At 40.5% G+C, this 20,786-nt stretch carries 15 protein-coding genes; 7 read left to right on the top strand and 8 right to left on the bottom strand.

What is annotated here, in order from left to right:
* Window positions 1–2: 2 nt before the first annotated feature.
* From B1202_RS05785 to B1202_RS05750, 8 genes are all read right to left on the bottom strand, one after another.
* A complete protein-coding gene (locus B1202_RS05785) occupies window positions 3–1,013 on the bottom strand; it encodes a formylglycine-generating enzyme family protein (RefSeq protein WP_078189632.1) in 1,011 nt (336 codons plus the stop codon).
* A gap of 133 nt (window positions 1,014–1,146) precedes the next feature.
* Complete coding sequence (locus tag B1202_RS05780; RefSeq protein ID WP_078189631.1) at window positions 1,147–2,550, bottom strand: efflux transporter outer membrane subunit; 1,404 nt, start codon at window positions 2,548–2,550, stop codon at window positions 1,147–1,149.
* A gap of 10 nt (window positions 2,551–2,560) precedes the next feature.
* Window positions 2,561–4,540: a MacB family efflux pump subunit gene (locus B1202_RS05775; protein ID WP_078189837.1), complete on the bottom strand. Its 1,980-nt coding sequence runs from the start codon at window positions 4,538–4,540 to the stop codon at window positions 2,561–2,563.
* 2 nt (window positions 4,541–4,542) lie between these two features.
* Window positions 4,543–5,895, bottom strand: coding sequence for a MacA family efflux pump subunit (locus B1202_RS05770; RefSeq protein WP_078189630.1), 1,353 nt, complete (start codon window positions 5,893–5,895; stop codon window positions 4,543–4,545).
* A gap of 144 nt (window positions 5,896–6,039) precedes the next feature.
* Window positions 6,040–7,026 carry a DNA polymerase III subunit delta gene (gene holA, locus B1202_RS05765; protein ID WP_078189629.1) on the bottom strand — a complete coding sequence of 329 codons (987 nt, stop codon included), beginning with the start codon at window positions 7,024–7,026 and terminating at the stop codon, window positions 6,040–6,042.
* A 9-nt stretch (window positions 7,027–7,035) separates the two neighbouring features.
* Window positions 7,036–7,569, bottom strand: a complete 534-nt coding sequence (gene lptE / locus B1202_RS05760) for an LPS assembly lipoprotein LptE (protein ID WP_078189628.1) — start codon at window positions 7,567–7,569, stop codon at window positions 7,036–7,038.
* Window positions 7,570–7,788: 219 nt separating this feature from the next.
* Window positions 7,789–10,410, bottom strand: coding sequence for a leucine--tRNA ligase (leuS, locus tag B1202_RS05755; RefSeq protein ID WP_078189627.1), 2,622 nt, complete (start codon window positions 10,408–10,410; stop codon window positions 7,789–7,791).
* A 128-nt stretch (window positions 10,411–10,538) separates the two neighbouring features.
* Entirely contained in the window at window positions 10,539–10,880 is a 342-nt protein-coding gene (locus B1202_RS05750) for a DUF4124 domain-containing protein (RefSeq protein ID WP_228145135.1), read from the bottom strand.
* Window positions 10,881–11,579: 699 nt separating this feature from the next.
* Here B1202_RS05750 and B1202_RS05745 point away from each other — a divergent pair.
* The 7 genes from B1202_RS05745 to B1202_RS05715 all read left to right on the top strand — a co-directional run bounded on the left by B1202_RS05745 (window position 11,580) and on the right by B1202_RS05715 (window position 20,780).
* A complete protein-coding gene (locus B1202_RS05745) occupies window positions 11,580–13,307 on the top strand; it encodes an acetolactate synthase 3 large subunit (protein WP_078189626.1) in 1,728 nt (575 codons plus the stop codon).
* Window positions 13,304–13,795, top strand: coding sequence for an acetolactate synthase small subunit (gene ilvN, locus B1202_RS05740; protein ID WP_078189625.1), 492 nt, complete (start codon window positions 13,304–13,306; stop codon window positions 13,793–13,795). Before B1202_RS05745 ends, ilvN begins: the two co-directional genes overlap by 4 nt.
* 109 nt (window positions 13,796–13,904) lie before the next feature.
* Window positions 13,905–14,921, top strand: a complete 1,017-nt coding sequence (gene ilvC, locus B1202_RS05735; RefSeq protein WP_078189624.1) for a ketol-acid reductoisomerase — start codon at window positions 13,905–13,907, stop codon at window positions 14,919–14,921.
* 561 nt (window positions 14,922–15,482) lie between these two features.
* A complete protein-coding gene (locus B1202_RS05730; RefSeq protein WP_078189623.1) occupies window positions 15,483–16,307 on the top strand; it encodes an XAC2610-related protein in 825 nt (274 codons plus the stop codon).
* Between the two features lie 836 nt (window positions 16,308–17,143).
* A complete protein-coding gene (locus B1202_RS05725; protein ID WP_078189622.1) occupies window positions 17,144–17,644 on the top strand; it encodes a hypothetical protein in 501 nt (166 codons plus the stop codon).
* A gap of 92 nt (window positions 17,645–17,736) precedes the next feature.
* Window positions 17,737–18,465, top strand: coding sequence for a molecular chaperone (locus B1202_RS05720; protein WP_078189621.1), 729 nt, complete (start codon window positions 17,737–17,739; stop codon window positions 18,463–18,465).
* A gap of 5 nt (window positions 18,466–18,470) precedes the next feature.
* Window positions 18,471–20,780, top strand: coding sequence for a fimbria/pilus outer membrane usher protein (locus tag B1202_RS05715; RefSeq protein ID WP_078189620.1), 2,310 nt, complete (start codon window positions 18,471–18,473; stop codon window positions 20,778–20,780).
* Window positions 20,781–20,786 lie beyond the last annotated feature (6 nt).

The raw sequence follows: 20,786 nt of genomic DNA, 5'->3' as shown, positions 1-20,786 counted from the left end.
TCTCACTTGATTGGCTTTATTGTATTTGCAACGCACCGTACAGAAGTTTCAAGATAACTAAATTCATCTTCAGGATTTTTTTTAGGGAGCGCTTTTGTACGTATCACTGTCATTCCTCCCATCATGGCAAGATTATCAGCCCCCATTGGTGGAGAACTGCGTAATACCTTCTCTACGCCTGATTGTGGGCCTTGAGGATTTTTAACAGGTGTAGTCATATATTCTTCAGTATACCAGTCATTCATCCACTCATAGTTACTTGTGATTAAATCATAAAAGCCTAGTGGTGTTGGTGGGTTTTTTCCTAAAATTGGTAAAATCAAAGCGGTATCAGGAACATATTTTTGCCTGTATTGATGAAATTTATCTAAACTCCAAACGTTTGAATTTTGTATTATTTTACCATTATTAGTTGCAAATAGAATATATTGACCTTTATTACGTGCAGCATATTCCCATTGAGCCTCTGTTGGTAAATCCATAGGTACCCCAACTTGCTCACCAAGCCAGTTGCAATATTCCTTACCTTGATACCAAGATACGCCAGCAGCAATTTCATCTAGTATTTCAGGCTTGTAAAGAATTGTCTGGATTAAAGGATAGCCTTTAGTCTGAGCAAACAGGTTGTAATCGTTGATCGTGGTTTTATAAGCATTCATGCTGAAATTATCAAGAATGACTTTATGTAAGTTATATCCTTTAGTGGTCGGAATAAACGGGAGGTTTTCTATTTTTTGAGTATTGCCTTTTGGATTTTTAACAGCAGCACTATTTGGAACGGTCTTTTCAAGTTCAGAGGTAACTCGACCAAAATCGCCCATCAGATATTCGCCACCTTCCACAAAAATCATATTTCTTTTAGTTTTTTCAACCAGTTTTTGAATTTTGGATTGTAGCTCAGGAGAAGCACTTTTTTGATTATTAGAAGGAGTTTGTGGCTCATTCGCACTTTTTGCACAAGCACTTAAAGCAAAAGTAGATAGTAAAATAATGGCTAAATTTCGATTGATCATATTCTTTAAAATTATAGAGTTGTTAAAATATTGTCAAAGAATAAAGCAAATTTAATATCTCAAAAAGAGAGTTTTTGTTATTTAAACCCTTTAGATGTAAAAAAAGCCCCTCAGGGCTTTTTTAATATCGAACTTAAGGCAACTGCTGAATCGGACTGCCACCCAACGCCTGCATTAAAGTCACATAAGCATTATATTGACTCTGCTTGGTTTGAACCAAAGACAGTCGCGCATTACGTGTGGTCTCCTGTGCATCCAGCAAGTTTTTCAACGCAATTGCACCATTACGATAACGAACCTCAGTCAAACGCTCAGTCTTTTCTGCAAGCTGCACATTACGCTCTTGCAAAGCAACTTGTTGACTTAACTCAGTACGATTGGATAGCGCATTTTCCACATCGGCAAAAGCCTGATACAAGGTCTGACGATATTGAATAATAGATTTTTCATAATCCAAATCACTAATCGCAAGGTCTTTCTTCATATCGTTATATTGCAAGAAAGGTAAACTTAAACTTGCACCCAAAGCCAAAGCGGGGTTTTGCAATAAGTTACTCAAAGAGGTACTGCTCGAACCTAAACTGCCAGTTAAACTAATCGAAGGATAGTAACTCGCTTTCGTTGCATCTTTATTTGCCAAAGCTTTACGTAATCTTAATTCGCTCGCTTGTAAATCTGGACGGCGAGACAATAACTCGGCAGGTAAACCTGCTGCAATCGTCGGTAATGCAATTCGAGGTAAACGTTGCGGCTCTGAAATATTCAGTTGTTGCACAGGTTGATGCAATAACACAGCCAATGCAGTACGTGTTTCCACTTTTTGTTGGGCAATTTGGCTTAAGGTCGCTTTTTGACTTTGGACCGACTGTTCCGCTTGCGTTAGATCTAAACCTGACACAGCACCAGCTTTATATTGCACCTTGACCAAGTCATAGGTTTTTTGCGTACTGGCTAAGTTTTGCTGCGCAATACTGTAGCGCTCATTTAAATAGCCAAGTTGCCAATATAGGTTTGCTGTTGTTGCAATCAAGCTTTGGGCAGTGGCTTGCAGGTCTTGTTCAGTTGCTAAAGCTTCCCATTTTGCGGCCTCAGTCTGGCTAGCCAAACGACCAAATAAATCTACTTCATAACTGACGCCACCACTGAGTGATACACCTTTTGAGGAATCATCACCTGAGTTAAGGTCAAAGTTATGTCCAGTCGAAACACCTGAACTAACGCGTGGCTCTTGCTGATTCTCAGCCAAACCAGCTTTTAGTCGAGCTTGCTGTAAATTAATACCTGCAACAGCAAGGTCTGTATTGGCAGCTAAAACTTGATTCACCAACTGGTTCAATTGAGCATCATTAAACAATGTCCACCATTGGTCAGCATAAGTATCGGCATGAACTTGCTGACTCATGGCTTTCGCATTTTGAAATTGCGTCGGGATTTGTGTTACAGGGGCTTCATACGGCGTCTTAACCACAGCGGCACAGCCGACTAAGCTACTTCCGAGAATGAAGGCACTTGCAAGTTTAGTTAACGTCATTTGCATCATTATTTCCTTATTCGCGAGAAAGCGCATCGACAGGGTTTAGCTGTGCGGCATTACGTGCAGGTATAAAGCCAAACACAATACCAATCATACTTGAGCAGACAAATGCAGCAACGATAGATGTCGTTGAGTAGGCCATTTGGAATGTTCCACCGGCAAAATGACTAATCAATTGTCCAATACCTAAAGATAATAAAACCCCAAGCACACCGCCTAAGATACACACCAACACCGCCTCAATCAGGAACTGCTGTAAAATGTCACTTTGACGGGCACCCACGGCCATACGTACACCAATTTCTTGGGTACGCTCAGTCACAGAAACCAACATAATGTTCATGACCCCAATACCACCGACGATCAATGAAATCACCGCAATCGCTGAAACCAGTAAAGTCATTGTTGCAGTTGTTTGTTGAATGGTTTCCCGGATACTATCGGAGTTCTGTGTAAAGACATCTTGCGCGCCATGACGTTGCACCAACAAGTTTAATATGGCGTTTTCAGCAGCGGCACTTGGGTATTCATCTTTCACTCGGACAATGATGCTACGTACGTTCGACTGACCTAGCATACGACTCATGACCGTTGAATAGGGCAAATACACATTCAGGCTATCTGAGTTACCCATCATGCTTTTTTGTTCTTCGATCACGCCAATGATACGGCTCGGCACACTGCCTAATAAAATGACTTGACCCACAGGGTTGGTGCCATCTGCAAAGAAGGTATTTTTAGTATTACTATCAATCACCACATCTTGTGCTTGCTCAGTCACACTTTCTTTATCAAAAGGCTGACCCGAAGCGAAGTTCATTCCTTTGACATAGAAGAAATCTTCACTCACGCCATTCACTGTGGTCGACGCTTCTGTGTCTTTAAAACGTGCTGTGACAGATGAATTGACTGAAGGACTAACACCATCGACATAAGGCTGCTCAGCAAGGGCCGTTGCATCGGCAGGAATCAATGTTTTGGCTTGGGATGATCTGGAATTATCACCAAAGCCGCGACCTTGATAAACCGTAATGGTATTGGTTCCCAAGCTGCTGATATTTTCTAAAATCTGCTTTTGCGAACCATTACCCAAGGCCACCACGGATACCACAGACGCAATACCGATAATAATCCCGAGCATGGTGAGAAAGGTCCGCATCCGGTGTGCATTCATGGCAAGGATCGCCATACGGAATGCTTCACCTAGACGGTCAACGGCTGAGCGCCAGCTCGAGGTTTTTTTCTGGGTATTTGGAACGAGTTGTTGCTTTTCTAAAGGTTCATCATCTGTATCAGGCACATTGGGTTGATCTGAAATGATGTTACCGTCTGAAATTTCAATAATTCGAGTCGCATTTTTTGCAACATTATGGTCGTGCGTGACCAAAATAATGGTATGACCTTTGGCATTGAGTTCGCGCAAAATCCGCATTACTTCAATACCACTATTCTTATCTAATGCACCGGTGGGTTCATCGGCAAGAATAACATCGCCACCATTCATGAGGGCACGTGCAATCGACACACGTTGTTGCTGACCACCCGAAAGTTGACTCGGACGGTTTTGGGTTTTTTCACCCAGTCCTAGGTCGGTCAGCAGTTGCTTGGCACGTGCATTGCGTTCGGTTGCATCTGCACCGGCATAGATCGCGGGAACTTCAACGTTACCAGCAGCATTTAAATCACCGAGTAAGTGATAACGCTGGAAAATAAAGCCAAAATATTCACGGCGTAACTGTGCCAGTTCATCAGGTTCAAGTTCACGGGTTTCACGCCCCTTGACCTTGTAACTGCCATTGGTTGGCTTATCTAAACACCCCAAAATGTTCATGAGGGTGGATTTACCAGAACCGGACTGACCTACAATCGCCACCAGTTCACCTGGGTAAATCTCAAGATTAACCCCTTTTAGAATCTGGACTGTGCTTTCACCGGCAGGGAATTCACGAGTCAGATTCTTGACCTCGAGTAGAGGCGTCTGATTTTGACTCATCATTACATTCTCATTGGGCCGCCAGCACCACCACGGTTGCTGCGTTTCGCTGAATCATTAGAGGTATCTGAACCGTCGGCAATCACGACTTTGTCACCTTGTTTTAAGCCACGGATCACTTGTGCGGTCACACGGTTATTTAAACCAAGTAATACAGGTTGAGGATGCGCAGAACCATCCGCTTGCAATACACGCACCATGGCAACGCTCGCTTTACCTTGTTTGACCAATGCTTTTTCAGCTTCAGTCAGTTCTAAACGTTTAGGGCGATTTGGATTGTTTTTGTTCGATTTTGCTTCTGCGTTGGCATTTTTATCAGCAGATTGACCATCGGTAGACGTATTATTTCGGCTACGTTGTGGACGGTTCGAGGTTTGTACGGCTGCAGCAGGGACAGTCAAGACATTCTTGGCTTCGTCTAAAATGATATACACCTGAGCGGTCATATCGATACGCAATTTGCCGTCTGCATTCGGGACATCAAATAGCGCGTTGTAGTAAACCGCAGTACTTGAAGACGAAGAGGTATTGCTGTTGCTTTCGGTGTTAATTGAGTTTGGCGCAGGTTCAACTTGGCGCAGGGTAGCATAGTGTTTTGTTTCACTGTCGCCCAACGTCGTAAAGTAAACATTTTGGCCTTCTTGAACTTTCATGACATCGGCTTCAGAAATTTCAGCTTTAATGGTCATGGTGTCGAGTTTTGCCAATTTCACAATGGTTGGCGCACTTTGGTTGGCGTTTACGGTTTGACCTTCTTCAGTCACAATCGCCACGATGGTTCCATCCATAGGTGCAACAATCTGTGTATAGCCTAAGTCTTCTTTTGCAGTCGCTAAAGTTAAACGTGATTGTTCGATTTGTGCATTAATGGCTGCAATATCAGCTTGCGCAGTTTTATAACTTGCTAGCGCAGATTCTAGTTCTGCACGACTAGTCGCATCTTGAGCGTACATCGCTTGCTGACGCTTATATTCAGCATCGACTTTGGCTAAATTTGCATTTTTTACTGCCAATTGCGCTTGTTGATTTTTAATACTGGCTTCGGCTGTTTTAAGGTCATTTTCCTGACGTACCGAATCGATTTGTGCAATCAATTGACCTTGTTTCACTTCATCGCCAAGTTGCACATACATTTTTTTAACCTGACCTGAAACCTGCGCACCAACGCTGACCATTTTGGTTGCTTCAAGCACACCAGTTGCAAGCACTGAGTTTTCGATATCCCCACGACTGACTTCAGCCGTAATGTACTGCGGTTGCTCTTGTTTCGGTTTTAAAAAATGCCATGCTGTGACAGCGATCGCCAGAGCAGCGATGATGGCTACGATCAATTTTGCTGGTTTTATTTTTGGCATGATTGGCAGTAAAGAGTTAAGAAAGTTATTTGAATTATAAGAGTTAAATACGGATAAATTGTGAATATTTTGAACAAATGTAAATGAGAATTATTCGTTTAGCTATTTTTTATCATCGAGCGCTGAAAATACCGAAGATAAATCTTAATAAAATAATTTTCGACCACATAAGCTGGCAATCGCTTGCTGCACTAAATGTTCTGGGTTTTCATGTCCCAAACCTTTAATCGAGGCATCTAAACGTAATAGTAGGGCAGGCCAAGTCAAAAACTCATTGGCATTTAAACGACGTAAAGCTTGTTGATACAGCCCGACTTTGGTCTTCCAAATACCAATTTGCAAGGCATTTTGTGGTTGCTCAAACAGTTGCATCAGCAAGCGCATTTCCTTGCTGATACTCCATAAAATGAGTGACATTGGCTCACCAGAGGCAATCAAATATTGAAAAATTTTTATTGATTGCGCCAAATTGCCTTGCAGCATTGCATCGTTTAAATCGTAGGTGGTGTAGCGTGACTGATCTTGTAAGCAAGAGTACAGATGATCAATCTGAATCATCTCTGCTTCAGGAAAAGTATCTGCGACACGCATTAAACTATTTTTTGCAGCCAGTAGGTTGTGCTCATGATGCTGTTCTAGCCATTGCCAAGCATCATTGGCGAGTTGAATGCCGAGCTTTTGCGCCTCGGTAGCTAAGATTTGCTGACGATCTTTAGGATAGTTTGCAGTCAGTGCAACATTGACCCCATTGGCATCAATGGTTTGGAAGAAACTGGTCTTTAAACTCGCACTGTCTTGCTTCGGCATTACCACGAGCAGCAAGTTGCTTTCATTTTGCTGCAAATAGCTTTTTAACAGTTTTAGCCCATTGGCATCGGGTTTAATGCTGCCATGTACCTCAATTGCCAGTTGACTGGAAAATAATGACAAGCTGTTTAACGCATTAAAGACATTTTTCCAATCGGACGCAGAGCTAATGTCATAACGTTGACGCTCGATTTCTCGAGCGTTCCAACTCTTACGAAATGCATCGAGGAGATTTTGTTCAAGTAATGGCTCTTGACCATGTAGCACCCAGGCACCTTGCGCTTCATCTACACGTTTTAATGCCTGAAGATAGTCAAGTTTCATAAATCAAAATTACTCAGCGTTGGTCGGTGCAGTCAGTGGGTTTGCTTTTGGTAAGCGGTTTGATGAAATTTGGCGCACGATCTGTTGTGCAATATCATCAATAATCACTTGTTTTAAATATTTTTCTTCTTGGTCATCGGTGTTCACGGTTGCAACGTCGTATTGGTAGCTACGTGTTGCCATCAATGTACGTGGTTCTGTCACAGGATTGCCTTGAGCATCTTCAATTTGGAACGTCACATTCAAACGCAATAAAGTTTCAACCAATTTACCATTGAGTTCTAAACGACGCGGAGTGTAATCCAACACATGTAAGACATAGGCATTTTGATTATTGCTCAATTGCACGCCTGCAGAACCTAAATAAATCGCTAACTTTTCATGTAAGTCATCCGTATCTTCAGGAAGTGCCAATCGCATATTGGAATAGGCTACAGGTACAGCAGCAGGGTTGGTGCCTTTTAAATGAAAACCACAACCGACCATGCCTGCGCTCAGGCCCATAGTTAATACAATTGCAGCAACACGTTGAACCAAGTGCATAAAGTGTCCTCTGTTTCCCGAAGGGATAATGTTGAAATCCTGTGTGGATTGTAAAGTCAAAGCCCGTTGACTGGCAACGGGCTTTGTTTGGGAATTGTGAAATCCTTATATTCCCTCTCCTGTTAGGAGAGGGTTAGGGAGAGGTGAGTTTTATTAATAACCCTCATCCCAACCTTCTCCCTGAGCCATATATGGCGCAAGAGAAGGAGCTTAAGGTTCTTAAACCACCAAATTCACTAATTTATTCGGCACCACAATTTCTTTCTTGGTTGGGCCAGTCAAGAATTGTTGAACTTCAGGTAATGCTTTTGCTTGCGCAAGAATGTCATCTTTAGAGGCATCGACAGATACTTCTAATTTGCCACGAAGTTTACCGTTTACTTGCACCACAATCGTTTGTGTATTGCGAGTCAGCGCAGATTCATCTACAGCAGGGAAGTGTGCTGATGTTAATTCGATACCAAATTCTGCCAATAAGGTTTGGCTCAAATGTGGTGCAAACGGAGCAAGTAAAGTTAGAAGGGTTGTGATTGATTCACGTGCAACGGCAACGTCATTGTCATCTTTCGCTTCAAACTTATTGTTTGCATTCAAAAGTTCCATCATCGCAGCAATGGCGGTGTTGAAGGCATGACGACGTGCAATGTCATCACCCACTTTTTGAATGGTTTCGTGTGTTTTACGACGCAAGTCTTGTGCAGCGGTAGATAGTGTCGCTTTGTCGATGTTTGCAGCAGAGTTGCCTTGTTCAAGGAAACCTGTTGCTAAGCGCCATACACGTTTTAAGAAGCGGTTTGCACCTTCAACACCAGCGTCAGACCATTCTAGTGATTGATCTGGTGGTGCAGCGAACATCATAAATACACGTGCAGTATCTGCGCCGTATTGATCAATAATCGCTTGCGGGTCGATACCGTTGTTTTTCGATTTCGACATTTTTTCTTGACCGCCAACCACGACGTCTTGACCATCACCTTGATATTTCGCAGAGATGATACGGCCTTTTTCATCACGCTCTAAGTCGATGTCAGCAGGATTAAACCATGTTTTCTTACCTGACTCAGATTCACGGTAGTAAGTATCCGCAAGCACCATACCTTGAGTAAGCAAGTTAGTGAATGGTTCGTTACCTTGTACCACACCTTCATCACGCATCAATTTGTGGAAGAAACGTGCATAAAGTAAATGTAGAATCGCGTGTTCAACACCACCGATGTATTGGTTCACAGGTAACCAAGTTTGACCCGCTTCAGGTTTCACCATACCGTCAGTGAAATCTGGAGATGCATAGCGTGCATAGTACCAAGAAGATTCTACGAAAGTATCTAAAGTATCTGTTTCACGACGAGCATCGCCACCACAGCATGGGCAAGTGGTTTCATAGAATTCAGGCATTTTGTTTAGTGGGTTGCCTGAACCATCTGGAACTACGTCCGTTGGCAATACAACTGGAAGTTGTTCTTCAGGTACTGGAACCTGACCACATTTTTCACAGTTGATCATTGGAATTGGACAACCCCAATAACGCTGACGAGAAACACCCCAGTCACGTAAACGGAATTGAACTTTCGAGTTGGCAAGTTCAGTCGGTTCTAATTTAGCAAGGAATGCATCATACGCACCTTGTAAGTCTAAACCGTCAAATTCGCCTGAATTCACCAGTTTGCCTTCTTTAGAACCGTACCATTCTTGCCAAGTTGTTGCGTCAAAGTCTGCATCGTCTGCGCCTTTGGCATCAATTACTTGCTTGATGGTTAAGCCATATTTGTTGGCAAATTCGAAGTCACGTTCATCGTGTGAAGGCACTGCCATCACCGCGCCTGAACCGTAAGACATTAAGACGTAGTTTGCGATCCAAACAGGAACTTCTTCACCTGTAACGGGGTGCTTCACAGAAAGACCAGTTGCCATGCCTTTCTTTTCAGCAGTCGCAAGATCGGCTTCTGCAACAGAACCCATACGGCATTCTTCGATAAATGCAGCAAGCTCAGGATTGCTTTCCGCAGCTTTAAGTGCCATTGGATGCTCTGCTGCAACTGCAACATAAGTCACACCCATGAGTGTGTCAGCACGAGTGGTAAATACAGTTAAACCATCTGCATAAACGTTTGGATTCGCTGAAGGGAAGGTAATTTCCATACCCTGTGAGCGACCAATCCAGTTACGTTGCATGGTTAAAACTTGCTGTGGCCAGCCGTCTTTTAATGTTTCTAAATCGTCAAGTAATTCTTGCGCATAGTCAGTGATGCGGAAGTAGTACATTGGAATATCACGTTTTTCGACCAATGCACCAGAACGCCAGCCACGACCATTTTCAACTTGTTCGTTTGCTAAAACAGTTTGGTCTACAGGGTCCCAATTCACTGTTGAAAGCTTACGGTAAATTAAACCTTTTTTATAAAGCTGAACGAATAACCATTGTTCCCAGCGGTAGTATTCAGGTGTGCAAGTTGCAAATTCACGATCCCAATCTACAGAAAGACCTAACTTTTTAAGCTGATTACGCATGTAATCAATGTTTTCAAAAGTCCATTTTGCAGGTGCGACTTGATGGGCAATTGCAGCATTTTCAGCAGGTAGACCGAATGCATCCCAACCCATTGGTTGTAGCACAGTTTCACCTTGTAAGCGGTGGAAACGGCTGATCACGTCACCAATTGTATAGTTACGCACATGACCCATATGCAGTTTGCCACTTGGATAAGGGAACATAGAGAGGATATAACGACGTGGTCCTTCTACTTGGTCGGCAACTTTGAAGGCTTTGCGATTTTCCCAGTCTTGTTGGACTGTAGGTTCAATCGCACTGGCTTGATATTCAGGGTCAATGTGAGTAGTCATAAACGTAAATAGAAATAACGGTTAAAAAGTTTGTGCTACAGCATAGCGCAAAATACGCCTAGAGTGAATTTTGCGATGCTGCCTAGATGTAAATAATTTAAGTTGATATAGCAGGACTTTGGCGTGAATTATTGTGCTGCGGCAGCTACCGCTTGAGCTTGGCGGAGTGCTGCATTGGCTTCGCGTTGTTGTTCTGCTTGTTGCTCATTTTGTTCATTCGACTGTTCGGCTTCACGTGAAACCTCTTCTTGGTTTTTTACTGGAGTTGATTGCGTAGTCGTTGTTGCACCATAGGTATTCACTTTACCTTTACGCTGCGCATTTTTTGGGGGAGGGGTAGTGGTGTAATGCGTTGAGCCTTTAGCATCCACCCATTTGTAATATTCTTTCGCTGAAAGGTCCAAACTGGTCAGGCAAAACGCCATGCTAGATAAAATACATGCAGTTCGTGCAATCGTCGTCTTCATCATAAATTCAGTCCCAAAGTTATAGTGATCATACAAAATTATGCTGAAAATTTTGCGCTTTTTTGACAGCAGAATCTATGCATTTTTTAGCACAAAGGATAAAAGGGGCATCGGGTGGGATGAATAACTTCTCGAATGATGAATTGTAGAATTTATAAGCAATCAAAATATTGGGTTCTTATCATTTAATCCATGCCTTAAGTTGAAAGTGAGGTAATTGAATTAAAAACCCACGGCCATTCATTTAATTTATTTATTAGATTTATAAAAGTATTTTATTAAATACATGCTAACTGGTTATAAATAAACAAACTACAAAGAATGCAAAGAACGGCAGTGTGCTTAAAAAACAAACGGTCTGTAAGTAATCAGAAAAAAGCCGATTTTTAAACTTGACTTTAATGGTTGAAACTACAAAAATGCTGTCTTTAGTTTTATATGCCTTAGATCGATCACCCTTCGAATGAGTGCATTTTAGCAATGGACTTCTTCTCTAGCCGAGAAGTTGAACAAAGCCAACAAAATATGTTTATCCCAACATGTTTTAGACCCCATATTGCTCAAACAGCAAGCAGGTCAGATTTTTTTCTTATTGCTATGAAAACTATGAAATTTGTGTGCTATAACAGAGCACACAGTTAATGAATTAACCACGACAAATGCCCTCCATTTGTGCGTGAAAAAAGATTAGGGTGAATCACGTTGGAACTTTTATCTGGTGGTGAAATGCTCGTACGCGCTTTAGCGGACGAAGGCGTTGAACATGTTTTTGGATACCCAGGCGGCGCAGTACTGCATATTTATGATGCGCTATTTCAACAAGAAAAAATCAATCATTACCTAGTGCGCCACGAGCAAGCTGCTGGTCATATGGCTGATGCTTACTCACGTGTCACAGGTAAAACAGGTGTCGTATTGGTGACATCTGGTCCGGGTGCAACAAATACCGTAACTCCAATTGCAACTGCCTATATGGACTCAATCCCAATGGTGATTTTGTCAGGTCAGGTTGCAAGCCATCTTATCGGTGAGGATGCGTTCCAAGAAACTGATATGGTCGGTATTTCGCGTCCAATCGTAAAACACAGCTTCCAAGTACGTCATGCAAGCGAAATCCCTTCTATTATTAAGAAGGCATTTTATATCGCTTCAAGTGGCCGTCCGGGTCCTGTTGTCGTTGATATTCCAAAAGATGCAACGAATCCTGCAGAGAAATTTGCTTACGAATATCCTGAAAAAGTGAAAATGCGTTCGTATCAACCGCCGCATCGTGGTCACTCAGGTCAGATTCGTAAAGCAATTGATGAATTGATTCATGCCAAACGCCCAATTATTTATTCAGGCGGTGGTGTGGTTCAAGGCAATGCTTCTGCACAGTTGACAGAACTTGCACATTTACTGGGTTATCCAGTAACCAGCACCTTAATGGGTCTTGGTGCGTATCCGGGCAATGACGAACAATTCATCGGTATGTTGGGTATGCATGGTACGTACGAAGCCAATATGACCATGCACAATGCAGATGTGATTCTGTGTGTGGGCGCGCGCTTCGATGACCGTGTAACCAATAATCCAGCGAAATTCTGTCCAAATGCAAAAGTCATTCATATTGATATTGACCCAGCAACGATTTCAAAAACAATTATGGCGCACATCCCAATTGTGGGTGCAGTAGAGCCTGTATTGACTGAAATGTTGGTGCAATTAAAGCAATTGAATGTGTCTAAACCAAATCCAGAAGATATCGCGGCTTGGTGGAAACAAATCAATGAATGGCGTCAAGTTCATGGTTTGAACTATGACAAACCAACTGATGGTTCAATGAAGCCACAGCAAGTTGTTGAAGCGTTGGATAAAATTACCAATAGCCAAGCCATCATTACTTCAGATGTTGGTCAACACCAAATGTTTGGTGCGCTTTACTACAAATACACACGTCCACGTCAATGGATCAACTCAGGTGGTCTAGGAACCATGGGTGTAGGTTTGCCATATGCTATGGCAGCAAAACTTGCCTTCCCAGATCAACAGGTAGTGTGTATTACTGGCGAAGCATCGATTCAGATGTGTATCCAAGAACTTTCCACATGTAAGCAATATGGCTTGAATGTAAAAATTCTATGCTTGAATAACCGTGCATTAGGTATGGTTAAGCAATGGCAAGACATGAACTACGAAGGTCGTCACTCAAGCTCGTATGTTGAGTCACTTCCAGACTTCCCTAAATTAATGGAAGCGTATGGTCATGTGGGTATTCAAATTGACCATGCAGATGAACTCGAGTCGAAGCTTGCTGAAGCGATGGCGATCAATGACAAGTGCGTGTTTATTAACGTAATGGTTGACCGTTCAGAGCATGTATATCCAATGTTGGTTGCTGGCCAGTCAATGAAAGATATGTGGTTAGGCAAAGGAGAGCGCACACAATGAGACATATTATCTCTGTACTTGTAGAAAACGAAGCAGGTGCGCTTTCACGTTTGGTGGGTTTATTCTCTCAGCGTGGTTATAACATTGAGACATTAAACGTAGCGCCAACAGAAGATCCGACGCTTTCGCGTTTGACTTTAACGACGTATGGTGATGAGCACAAAATTGAACAAATCACTAAGCAACTCAACAAGCTTGTAGAAGTTGTAAAAGTTGTTGATTTGTCTGAAGGTGCTCACATTGAGCGTGAATTGATGTTAATTAAAGTCAAAGCACTCGGTTCAGCACGCGCAGAAATTAAACGTACTGCGGATATTTTCCGTGGACAAATCGTAGACGTAACGCCAACGACATATACCATTCAAATCGCAGGTACAACTGAAAAGATTGATGGTTTTATTGATGCCTTAGCTGAAAATACAATTCTAGAAGTTGTACGTTCAGGTGTTTCAGGTATCGCACGTGGCGAAAAAGTTTTAACTATCTAATTTTATATATTCACCTCACTCCTATGGGTGAGGTACTTGAAACGTGAATAATCAAACGGAATCACGGTATCAAGTTAAAGGAAACAAAAGCATTTTAGCGGAGACAGCAATGCAAATTTTTTACGATAAAGACACAGACTTATCTATCATCCAAGGCAAAAAAGTAGCAATCATTGGTTATGGTTCACAAGGCCATGCTCATGCGCTTAACCTTAAAGATTCAGGCGTTGACGTAACTGTAGGTTTACGCGCTGGTTCTACTTCTTGGAAAAAAGCTGAAAATGCTGGTCTTAAAGTTTCAGAAGTTCCTGCTGCTGTAGCTCAAGCTGACTTAGTTATGATTTTGACTCCAGATGAGTTTCAATCACAACTTTACCGTGACGTAATTGAGCCAAACATCAAGCAAGGTGCAACGCTAGCATTTGCTCATGGTTTCTCTGTTCTTTATAACCAAGTTGTTCCACGTGCTGACCTTGACGTAATCATGGTTGCTCCAAAAGCGCCTGGTCATACTGTACGTTCAGAATTCCAACGTGGTTCAGGTGTACCTGATCTTATCGCTGTTCACCAAGATGCTTCTGGTAATGCACGTAACGTTGCGCTTTCTTATGCTTCAGGTGTTGGTGGCGGCCGTACTGGTATTATCGAAACTTCATTCCGTGAAGAAACTGAAACTGACCTTTTCGGTGAGCAAGCAGTTCTTTGTGGTGGTGCTGTTGAGTTGGTTAAAATGGGCTTCGAAACTCTTGTTGAAGCTGGTTATGCACCAGAAATGGCTTACTTCGAATGTCTACACGAACTTAAATTGATCGTTGACTTAATGTTCGAAGGCGGTATCGCGGACATGAACTACTCAGTATCAAACAATGCTGAATATGGCGAATACGTAACTGGCGTTGAAGTAATCAACGAACAATCTCGTGAAGCGATGCGTAATGCACTTAAACGTATTCAATCTGGCGAATACGCGAAAATGTTCATCAATGAAGGTGCTTTAAACTACCCTTCAATGACTGCACGTCGTCGTCAAAATGCTGCTCACGGTATTGAAGTAACTGGCGGTAAGTTACGCGCGATGATGCCTTGGATCCAGGCGAACAAAATTGTAGACAAAGAAAAGAACTAAGTTCTGATATCTAAGTCAAAAAGCCCTTGTTTTTAACAGGGGCTTTTTTATGCCTTACAAAAGACGGTATCAAGGCTGCGTGCCTCAAATGATGTAAGCGATGCTTACATCATTTTCGTACCTTGGATCCAAGCGAACAAAATCGTTGATAAAGAGAAAAACTAATTTCTTGAATCAATTGATTTGAATGTGAAAGCCCACTCATTTGAGTGGTATTTAAATTTGCTTTGTACCTAGCAAGGATAAAAGGCAGTACGTGGCCTCTTTGCGTCCACAACAGTGATTTGCTTTTCGGGCTTCATCCAGAGCAATACTTTTTTCCTTGTATTCAAGTAAAAAAGTCGTAGATCAATAATAGAACAAAATTTTATTTCCAAATCAAAAAAAGATGTTTTTAATGGTTGTCAAAGGTTGGAAACATGGGCTTTAAAAGCAACTCCAATTTAATCTGATGGTTTGAGTCGTAGGTGGTTTCAAAACTCCTATATTTGTGTCATCTGTGTTGAATTTAGGTTGTGATAGAGTAGGCATTATTCATGCTGCATGGAGTGTGTAATTGCAATGAAAATATCAAAAATCTCTCTCTTACTCGCTCTTAGTCTACCCGTGGTGAGTTTTGCACAAGATCCAGATATAACACTGCCTGAGTTAAAGCCTTTACCTGATGTCCGGATATCCATGCAGCGGATGCTTCGCTCAACTGAAGGGCGCTATTTCTTAGATTTGTATGCTGGCATTTGGAATCCGCACGGGACTTTAACTGATCTGCAAGAGCCCAAACAAATTAACTTTAAAGGGACTCAAATAGCTGATTTTATTGACTTGAACTCAGTCAATGTTGGGGCTGAACAAAGTGCTGCAACAGCTTATCGTTTGGCAGGAACATTGAATGCAAATACAGGCTACTTTAAAGCTGAACTGACGGAACAAACGGCACCACCATCTACAAGTTATCTACAGTTTGAACCTGCGTTTAAAGCTGCAGATAAACCTATCCTGCTGTTTAAGTTTTATGGGATGCAATCCGCAGACCAACCTTATGGGAAGTCTCTAAAACGCGTAGATGTGATTAATAAATCAAATGGCAAAGTACTACAGTCATTACAAGGCTTTAATGCCTTTGGTAATAGTATGGGATTCTTAGATGTAAACTTTGATGGATACTATGATGTTGTACTATCAGATACCTCTGATGGTCGAAAAATAGAAGATAAGCGATTTATTTATTGGATGTACAATCCTAAAACGAAGAATTTTCAACGCTCACCACAATTGGAGAAAATTGCTGGCTTCCCAAAATTAAAAGGAGAGTTGCAGCAGATTGACTTTGGATCAGGTCAAATCTTTCGAGTCGATCAAGGGTTGCTTTATCCAGTCAGTGAGTAAGTTAGATTTTTTAAAAAGCCCCATAACTTGGGGCTTTCTTTTATTTATAGAATTTTCTAAAGAAGAATGTAGATACTTTAAATGAGGTAGTCAGTATTTGGAATAAAAAATCAAAGTAAAAAGAGCGTTGAAAGAGAGGGACTGAATTTCAATATACGTGATAATTCATGTAATAAATGAGATTCTAAAAATTTGAAAAACGAAAATTTGAAATTTAAAAAAAGAAAATATGATTTACAAAAGCTTAACATTGGAAACTAAGACGTGTTTCAAAACCTGTAATCTAATACAAAGGCTCAGTATTTGGTGACGTAATTCTTGTATTGCGTTTCAAAAGACATACCTGAAAGTGGTGATTATACATTTGAGATTCTATTTAAAATTTAAATTTAATCGGTCTTTACTATTAATATAGTTGAATATTCACGTAGTATTGTTTTGTTTGAAAATTATTTTGAACTATTTCACAAATATTTGGTGAAATATGTAACAGCCTATATTATTTTTTTTGTTATAAAGTTTAATAAAAATAATAAGATAGATTATACCAAAAAATAGGGATATGAAAAAAATCCCCAAAATTTGGGATAAAGAGAAAAATTAAATAAAAATATAAAAATTAAAAATATTTAATATATTACAGTCACATAATTTAAATATTCGTAAAAAATAATATTACATGAATATTCGTGTGAATGTTCCATATTAGGTTCTTTTTTTCTCCACATGATTAAGAATGAATCAGCACCTAGGGAAAGTAAGATTAATTAGTTTTTCTTAATAAATATCCTTTGATGCACATACTAATAAATCTCATATGAGAATGGAGAAGTGAAATGTCTACATCTAAAATTTTAACCGCAGTACTATCTGCAACATTGTTCGTAGCACTTCCAGCAACATCTGCAATCGCTGGTGGTAAAAAAGAATCTAAACAATGTGGCGGTGCGCCGTGTGAAGGCGAAATCGACATCGAGTTACAGATTCTAAAAGCATGTGAGCTTTTGGTAGGTAAAGACATCAAACTCGTTGAAGACAGTTATACAGGTGCTAGTAGCTTTCAAGTTACAACAAACACTCCATATACACTGAATTTATCTACAATGAATGCAGGCACAAGTGCAGATACTTTTGTAAAACATGAAACGACTACTGATAAAGTAGCTACAAAAATCACGACTTCAAAAGGTGGTGTGAATTATCCGATCGGCTCTACACCTGTAGCTGGTATGAGTGTTGATAACTTCACAGTATCTGTTGCTCCAAAATCTGCAATTTCAGGTACTCAACGTGCTGGTACATACAAAGATACTTTATATATCAAAGTAGCTTACTAATCCAAATTTAGGGAGTTGATTCTACACAGTTAGGGTCAACTTCTTTTTATTTTTGAATTGATAATAATATTTAAATGTACTGGGGTGGGTATATGAAAAGTTTATTCAAAGTCGTTTCATTTAGTTTAATGACTTGCTTATTGAGTCCTCAAATATTTGCAGGTATTTCAATTAGCCCTGTGCAGTTATATTTAACCGATAAATCTAAACAACGCAGTGCGACATTTACTTTGGAGTCGAAAGGGGATGATGAGACACCACGTATTTTTGAGGCTCAAGCATTTAAATGGACTCAAAATGCCGCAGGGGAAGATGTTCTTTCACCTGAATCCAATATTATTATCAATCCGAAAAACTTTATTTTAAAACCAAATTCAAAACAAATGGTTCGTGTGGGTTTTACTCAATCTGTAGAAAGTATGAACCTACAACAAGAAGAAGCATGGCGTATTCTTTATACTGAGTTACCTCAAGTGACGAACTCTGAATCGAAAATTGCACTGTTATTAAGTATTAATGTGCCATTTTTTGTCGGCAAACAAGAACCCGCTTATTTGAAATTTATTGCCAAAAAATCGAATGGTCGCACCATTATTCAGGTTGAAAATTTAGCAAAATCACACATTCAAATCCAAAAACTTTATGTCATCGATAAAAGCAAGAAAACAGTCGCTGAATCTTCCGATATGAAATATTTATTGGCATTAGGTAAAAACCAATACGACATCGGGAATGTTTCTTTACAAGGCGCTAGTAATTATAAAGTCGTTGTGGAAACAGATAAAGGTGACACTCCTTTGGAGTTTAATTTAGTTGAGTAGTGGCTATGAATAGAATTACATTGCTTCTATATTGTATTTTATGTGCTAATTCTGCTCATGCAGAAGCCGTTGATATGCCTGATGATTTGTTTCCAACCAGTATTTGGGTAAACGAAGTAGACCGCAAGAGCGAAGTATTATTACTGACTGAAAATAACAAGTTTTATATAGAGTGCGCAGATCTTGATAAGCTGCAAATCAAAGTAGAAATTCTGAAACGACATGCAACTAAAAATTCATTTTGTTTGGTAACGGATCAAGATATTCAATCTGGATTTGATCCTCAATTGCAAGCCATCAAAATTAATCTTCCATCAAAATATTTCTTTGGGCTAGAAACGGATGCCTTAATCAGTCAGCCGATGCCTGCAAATTTTGGTGCATTTCTCAATTATGAAATGCACTTTGAAAATAACACCCAACATAATAATTTTGGTGTACTACCTGAACTTGGGGTGTTTAAAGACAATTGGATTTTAAGAAATAATGCCTTTTATCGAAATAATAAAGGGGATGATTATCGTGAAGAAAAATTCGTAAGGTTAAATAGTAGTCTTGAGTTTGATTTCTCTAAAAGTGCGACCAAGCTGATTATTGGTGATACGACCTCTGCATATAGCGCATTAATTCATGGTGTGCGATTTGGTGGTTTGAGTTTTGGTACAGACTATACATCACGTCCAGATTTTGTGTATTGGAATATTCCAAGTCTAAAAGGTAGTGCGGTTTTACCTTCGACTGTTGATTTATATATTGATGGCGTAAATATTTATCAGAAAAAGATTTCACCTGGAGATTATAACTTACAAACAGGTGCCAATATTGAAAGTGCGGGTACAGCGCAAATGGTTGTACAAGATGTATTGGGGAATACCACTGTTCGAAGTTTTCCGGTGTTAATTAGTAGTAAATTGCTCAAAGAAGACTTAAATGATTACAACATATCGTTAGGTAAACTACGCTTCAGTTATGACGAAGAAAATAGTGATTATCGCGATTTTTTCAGTTCAGCCTATTGGCGTAGAGGTGTCACCAGTCGTACCACTTTGGGTGCAAGTGCTACCTATAGTGACAAAGTAAAAAATGCAGGACTTCTATGGACGCAAGCGGTCAATCGATGGTTTGTTTTAGACAGTATTTTTTTAGGCAGTAAAACCGATAATGACGATGGCTATTCTGCAGGTTTGGCTATCAGTCGTAATTTCGGGAAACTCAATTTTGGTGTGAGTTCACGCTACGCTACAAATGATTATCGGGCGTTAGGTTATGAAGATAATCATATTTTTCCAAAATTTGAAAATATGGCGTATTTGAGTTTTGCTAATTTCCCATTCTTTCAAAATTTAAACCTGAACTATATCGAACAAACCCAGTATGAATCTAATGATCCTTTATTTGAGTTAGAGGATCGCAAAATGCTCACTGTGGGGGTGAGTCGCGAAATTACACCGAATTTAATGTATACAGCCAACTATTTCCAAGAATTTGGTGATAGCGATGACTCAGGTGCCTTTATTACATTTTCTTATAATTTTGGTGGTGGTAAACGTATTCAGGCTGATGCAGGTACCAATAAATCCGGCGGTGTCCGTTTCATTCAAAATGCATTCGGTGAATATGGTGCAAATTATGCGCTTGGTGTGGATTATCGTAATGATGAAACGGTATTGAATGCCTATGGTGGTTTGTCCACGGATGTTGGGGATTTAACCTTAAGTCATCTCTATAGTGAAAATGATTCAACAACACAGGTTGGCTACCGTGGCGCTATGGTGTGGTTGGGCGGTCAATACGCATTGACCAGTTTTGTCGATAATGCCTTTGCTTTAGTGAATGTTGGTGGTCGTGAAGATATTGATGTCATGCGTTCAATGTCTCCAGTCGCGAAAACCAATAAAAAGGGCTATGCCTTTGTACACGATATCGTTCCTTATATTAATTACGATATTTCATTTGATGAAAATCAATTGCCGATCGAAAGCAAAGTTCCAAATGCTGCACATCGTTTAGTCGCATTAAGACAGCGTGGTTATAACATTAATTTTTCAGTATTTGATACACAACAAATATTGGTCAAAATATTGGATGAACAAGGTCATCAATTTGTGGCAGGAAGTGAAGTTGCAATTGATACCCCAGAAGCTGATGTTTATCCAGTGGGTTCAGATGGCACGGTAATGTTATATGGTTTGGTTGAAGGCTACTACAAGTTGACGGTGAGGACCAGTGGTGGTCGATCTTGCCAAACAGCATTAACAGTGCCGAAAAAGGTAGAAAACCAAACTCCTGAATTAATTACATTGCAGTGTAAATAAAGGAGT

It is taken from the genome of Acinetobacter amyesii, from assembly GCF_002018365.1.
Classification (GTDB): domain Bacteria; phylum Pseudomonadota; class Gammaproteobacteria; order Pseudomonadales; family Moraxellaceae; genus Acinetobacter; species Acinetobacter amyesii.
Note: the sequence above shows the minus strand (reverse complement) of the source record. Positions and strands in the feature narration are given on the sequence as shown.

What these genes read in the sequence shown, in the direction of transcription:
- B1202_RS05750 (WP_228145135.1), bottom strand. Translation starts at nt 10,880, where the DNA reads ATGATGAAGACGACGATTGCACGAACTGCATGTATTTTATCTAGCATG.
- leuS (WP_078189627.1), bottom strand. Translation starts at nt 10,410, where the DNA reads ATGACTACTCACATTGACCCTGAATATCAAGCCAGTGCGATTGAACCT.
- B1202_RS05715 (WP_078189620.1), top strand. Translation starts at nt 18,471, where the DNA reads ATGAATAGAATTACATTGCTTCTATATTGTATTTTATGTGCTAATTCT.
- B1202_RS05730 (WP_078189623.1), top strand. Translation starts at nt 15,483, where the DNA reads ATGAAAATATCAAAAATCTCTCTCTTACTCGCTCTTAGTCTACCCGTG.
- lptE (WP_078189628.1), bottom strand. Translation starts at nt 7,569, where the DNA reads ATGCACTTGGTTCAACGTGTTGCTGCAATTGTATTAACTATGGGCCTG.
- holA (WP_078189629.1), bottom strand. Translation starts at nt 7,026, where the DNA reads ATGAAACTTGACTATCTTCAGGCATTAAAACGTGTAGATGAAGCGCAA.
- ilvC (WP_078189624.1), top strand. Translation starts at nt 13,905, where the DNA reads ATGCAAATTTTTTACGATAAAGACACAGACTTATCTATCATCCAAGGC.
- ilvN (WP_078189625.1), top strand. Translation starts at nt 13,304, where the DNA reads ATGAGACATATTATCTCTGTACTTGTAGAAAACGAAGCAGGTGCGCTT.
- B1202_RS05780 (WP_078189631.1), bottom strand. Translation starts at nt 2,550, where the DNA reads ATGCAAATGACGTTAACTAAACTTGCAAGTGCCTTCATTCTCGGAAGT.
- B1202_RS05725 (WP_078189622.1), top strand. Translation starts at nt 17,144, where the DNA reads ATGTCTACATCTAAAATTTTAACCGCAGTACTATCTGCAACATTGTTC.
- B1202_RS05785 (WP_078189632.1), bottom strand. Translation starts at nt 1,013, where the DNA reads ATGATCAATCGAAATTTAGCCATTATTTTACTATCTACTTTTGCTTTA.
- B1202_RS05720 (WP_078189621.1), top strand. Translation starts at nt 17,737, where the DNA reads ATGAAAAGTTTATTCAAAGTCGTTTCATTTAGTTTAATGACTTGCTTA.
- B1202_RS05770 (WP_078189630.1), bottom strand. Translation starts at nt 5,895, where the DNA reads ATGCCAAAAATAAAACCAGCAAAATTGATCGTAGCCATCATCGCTGCT.
- B1202_RS05775 (WP_078189837.1), bottom strand. Translation starts at nt 4,540, where the DNA reads ATGAGTCAAAATCAGACGCCTCTACTCGAGGTCAAGAATCTGACTCGT.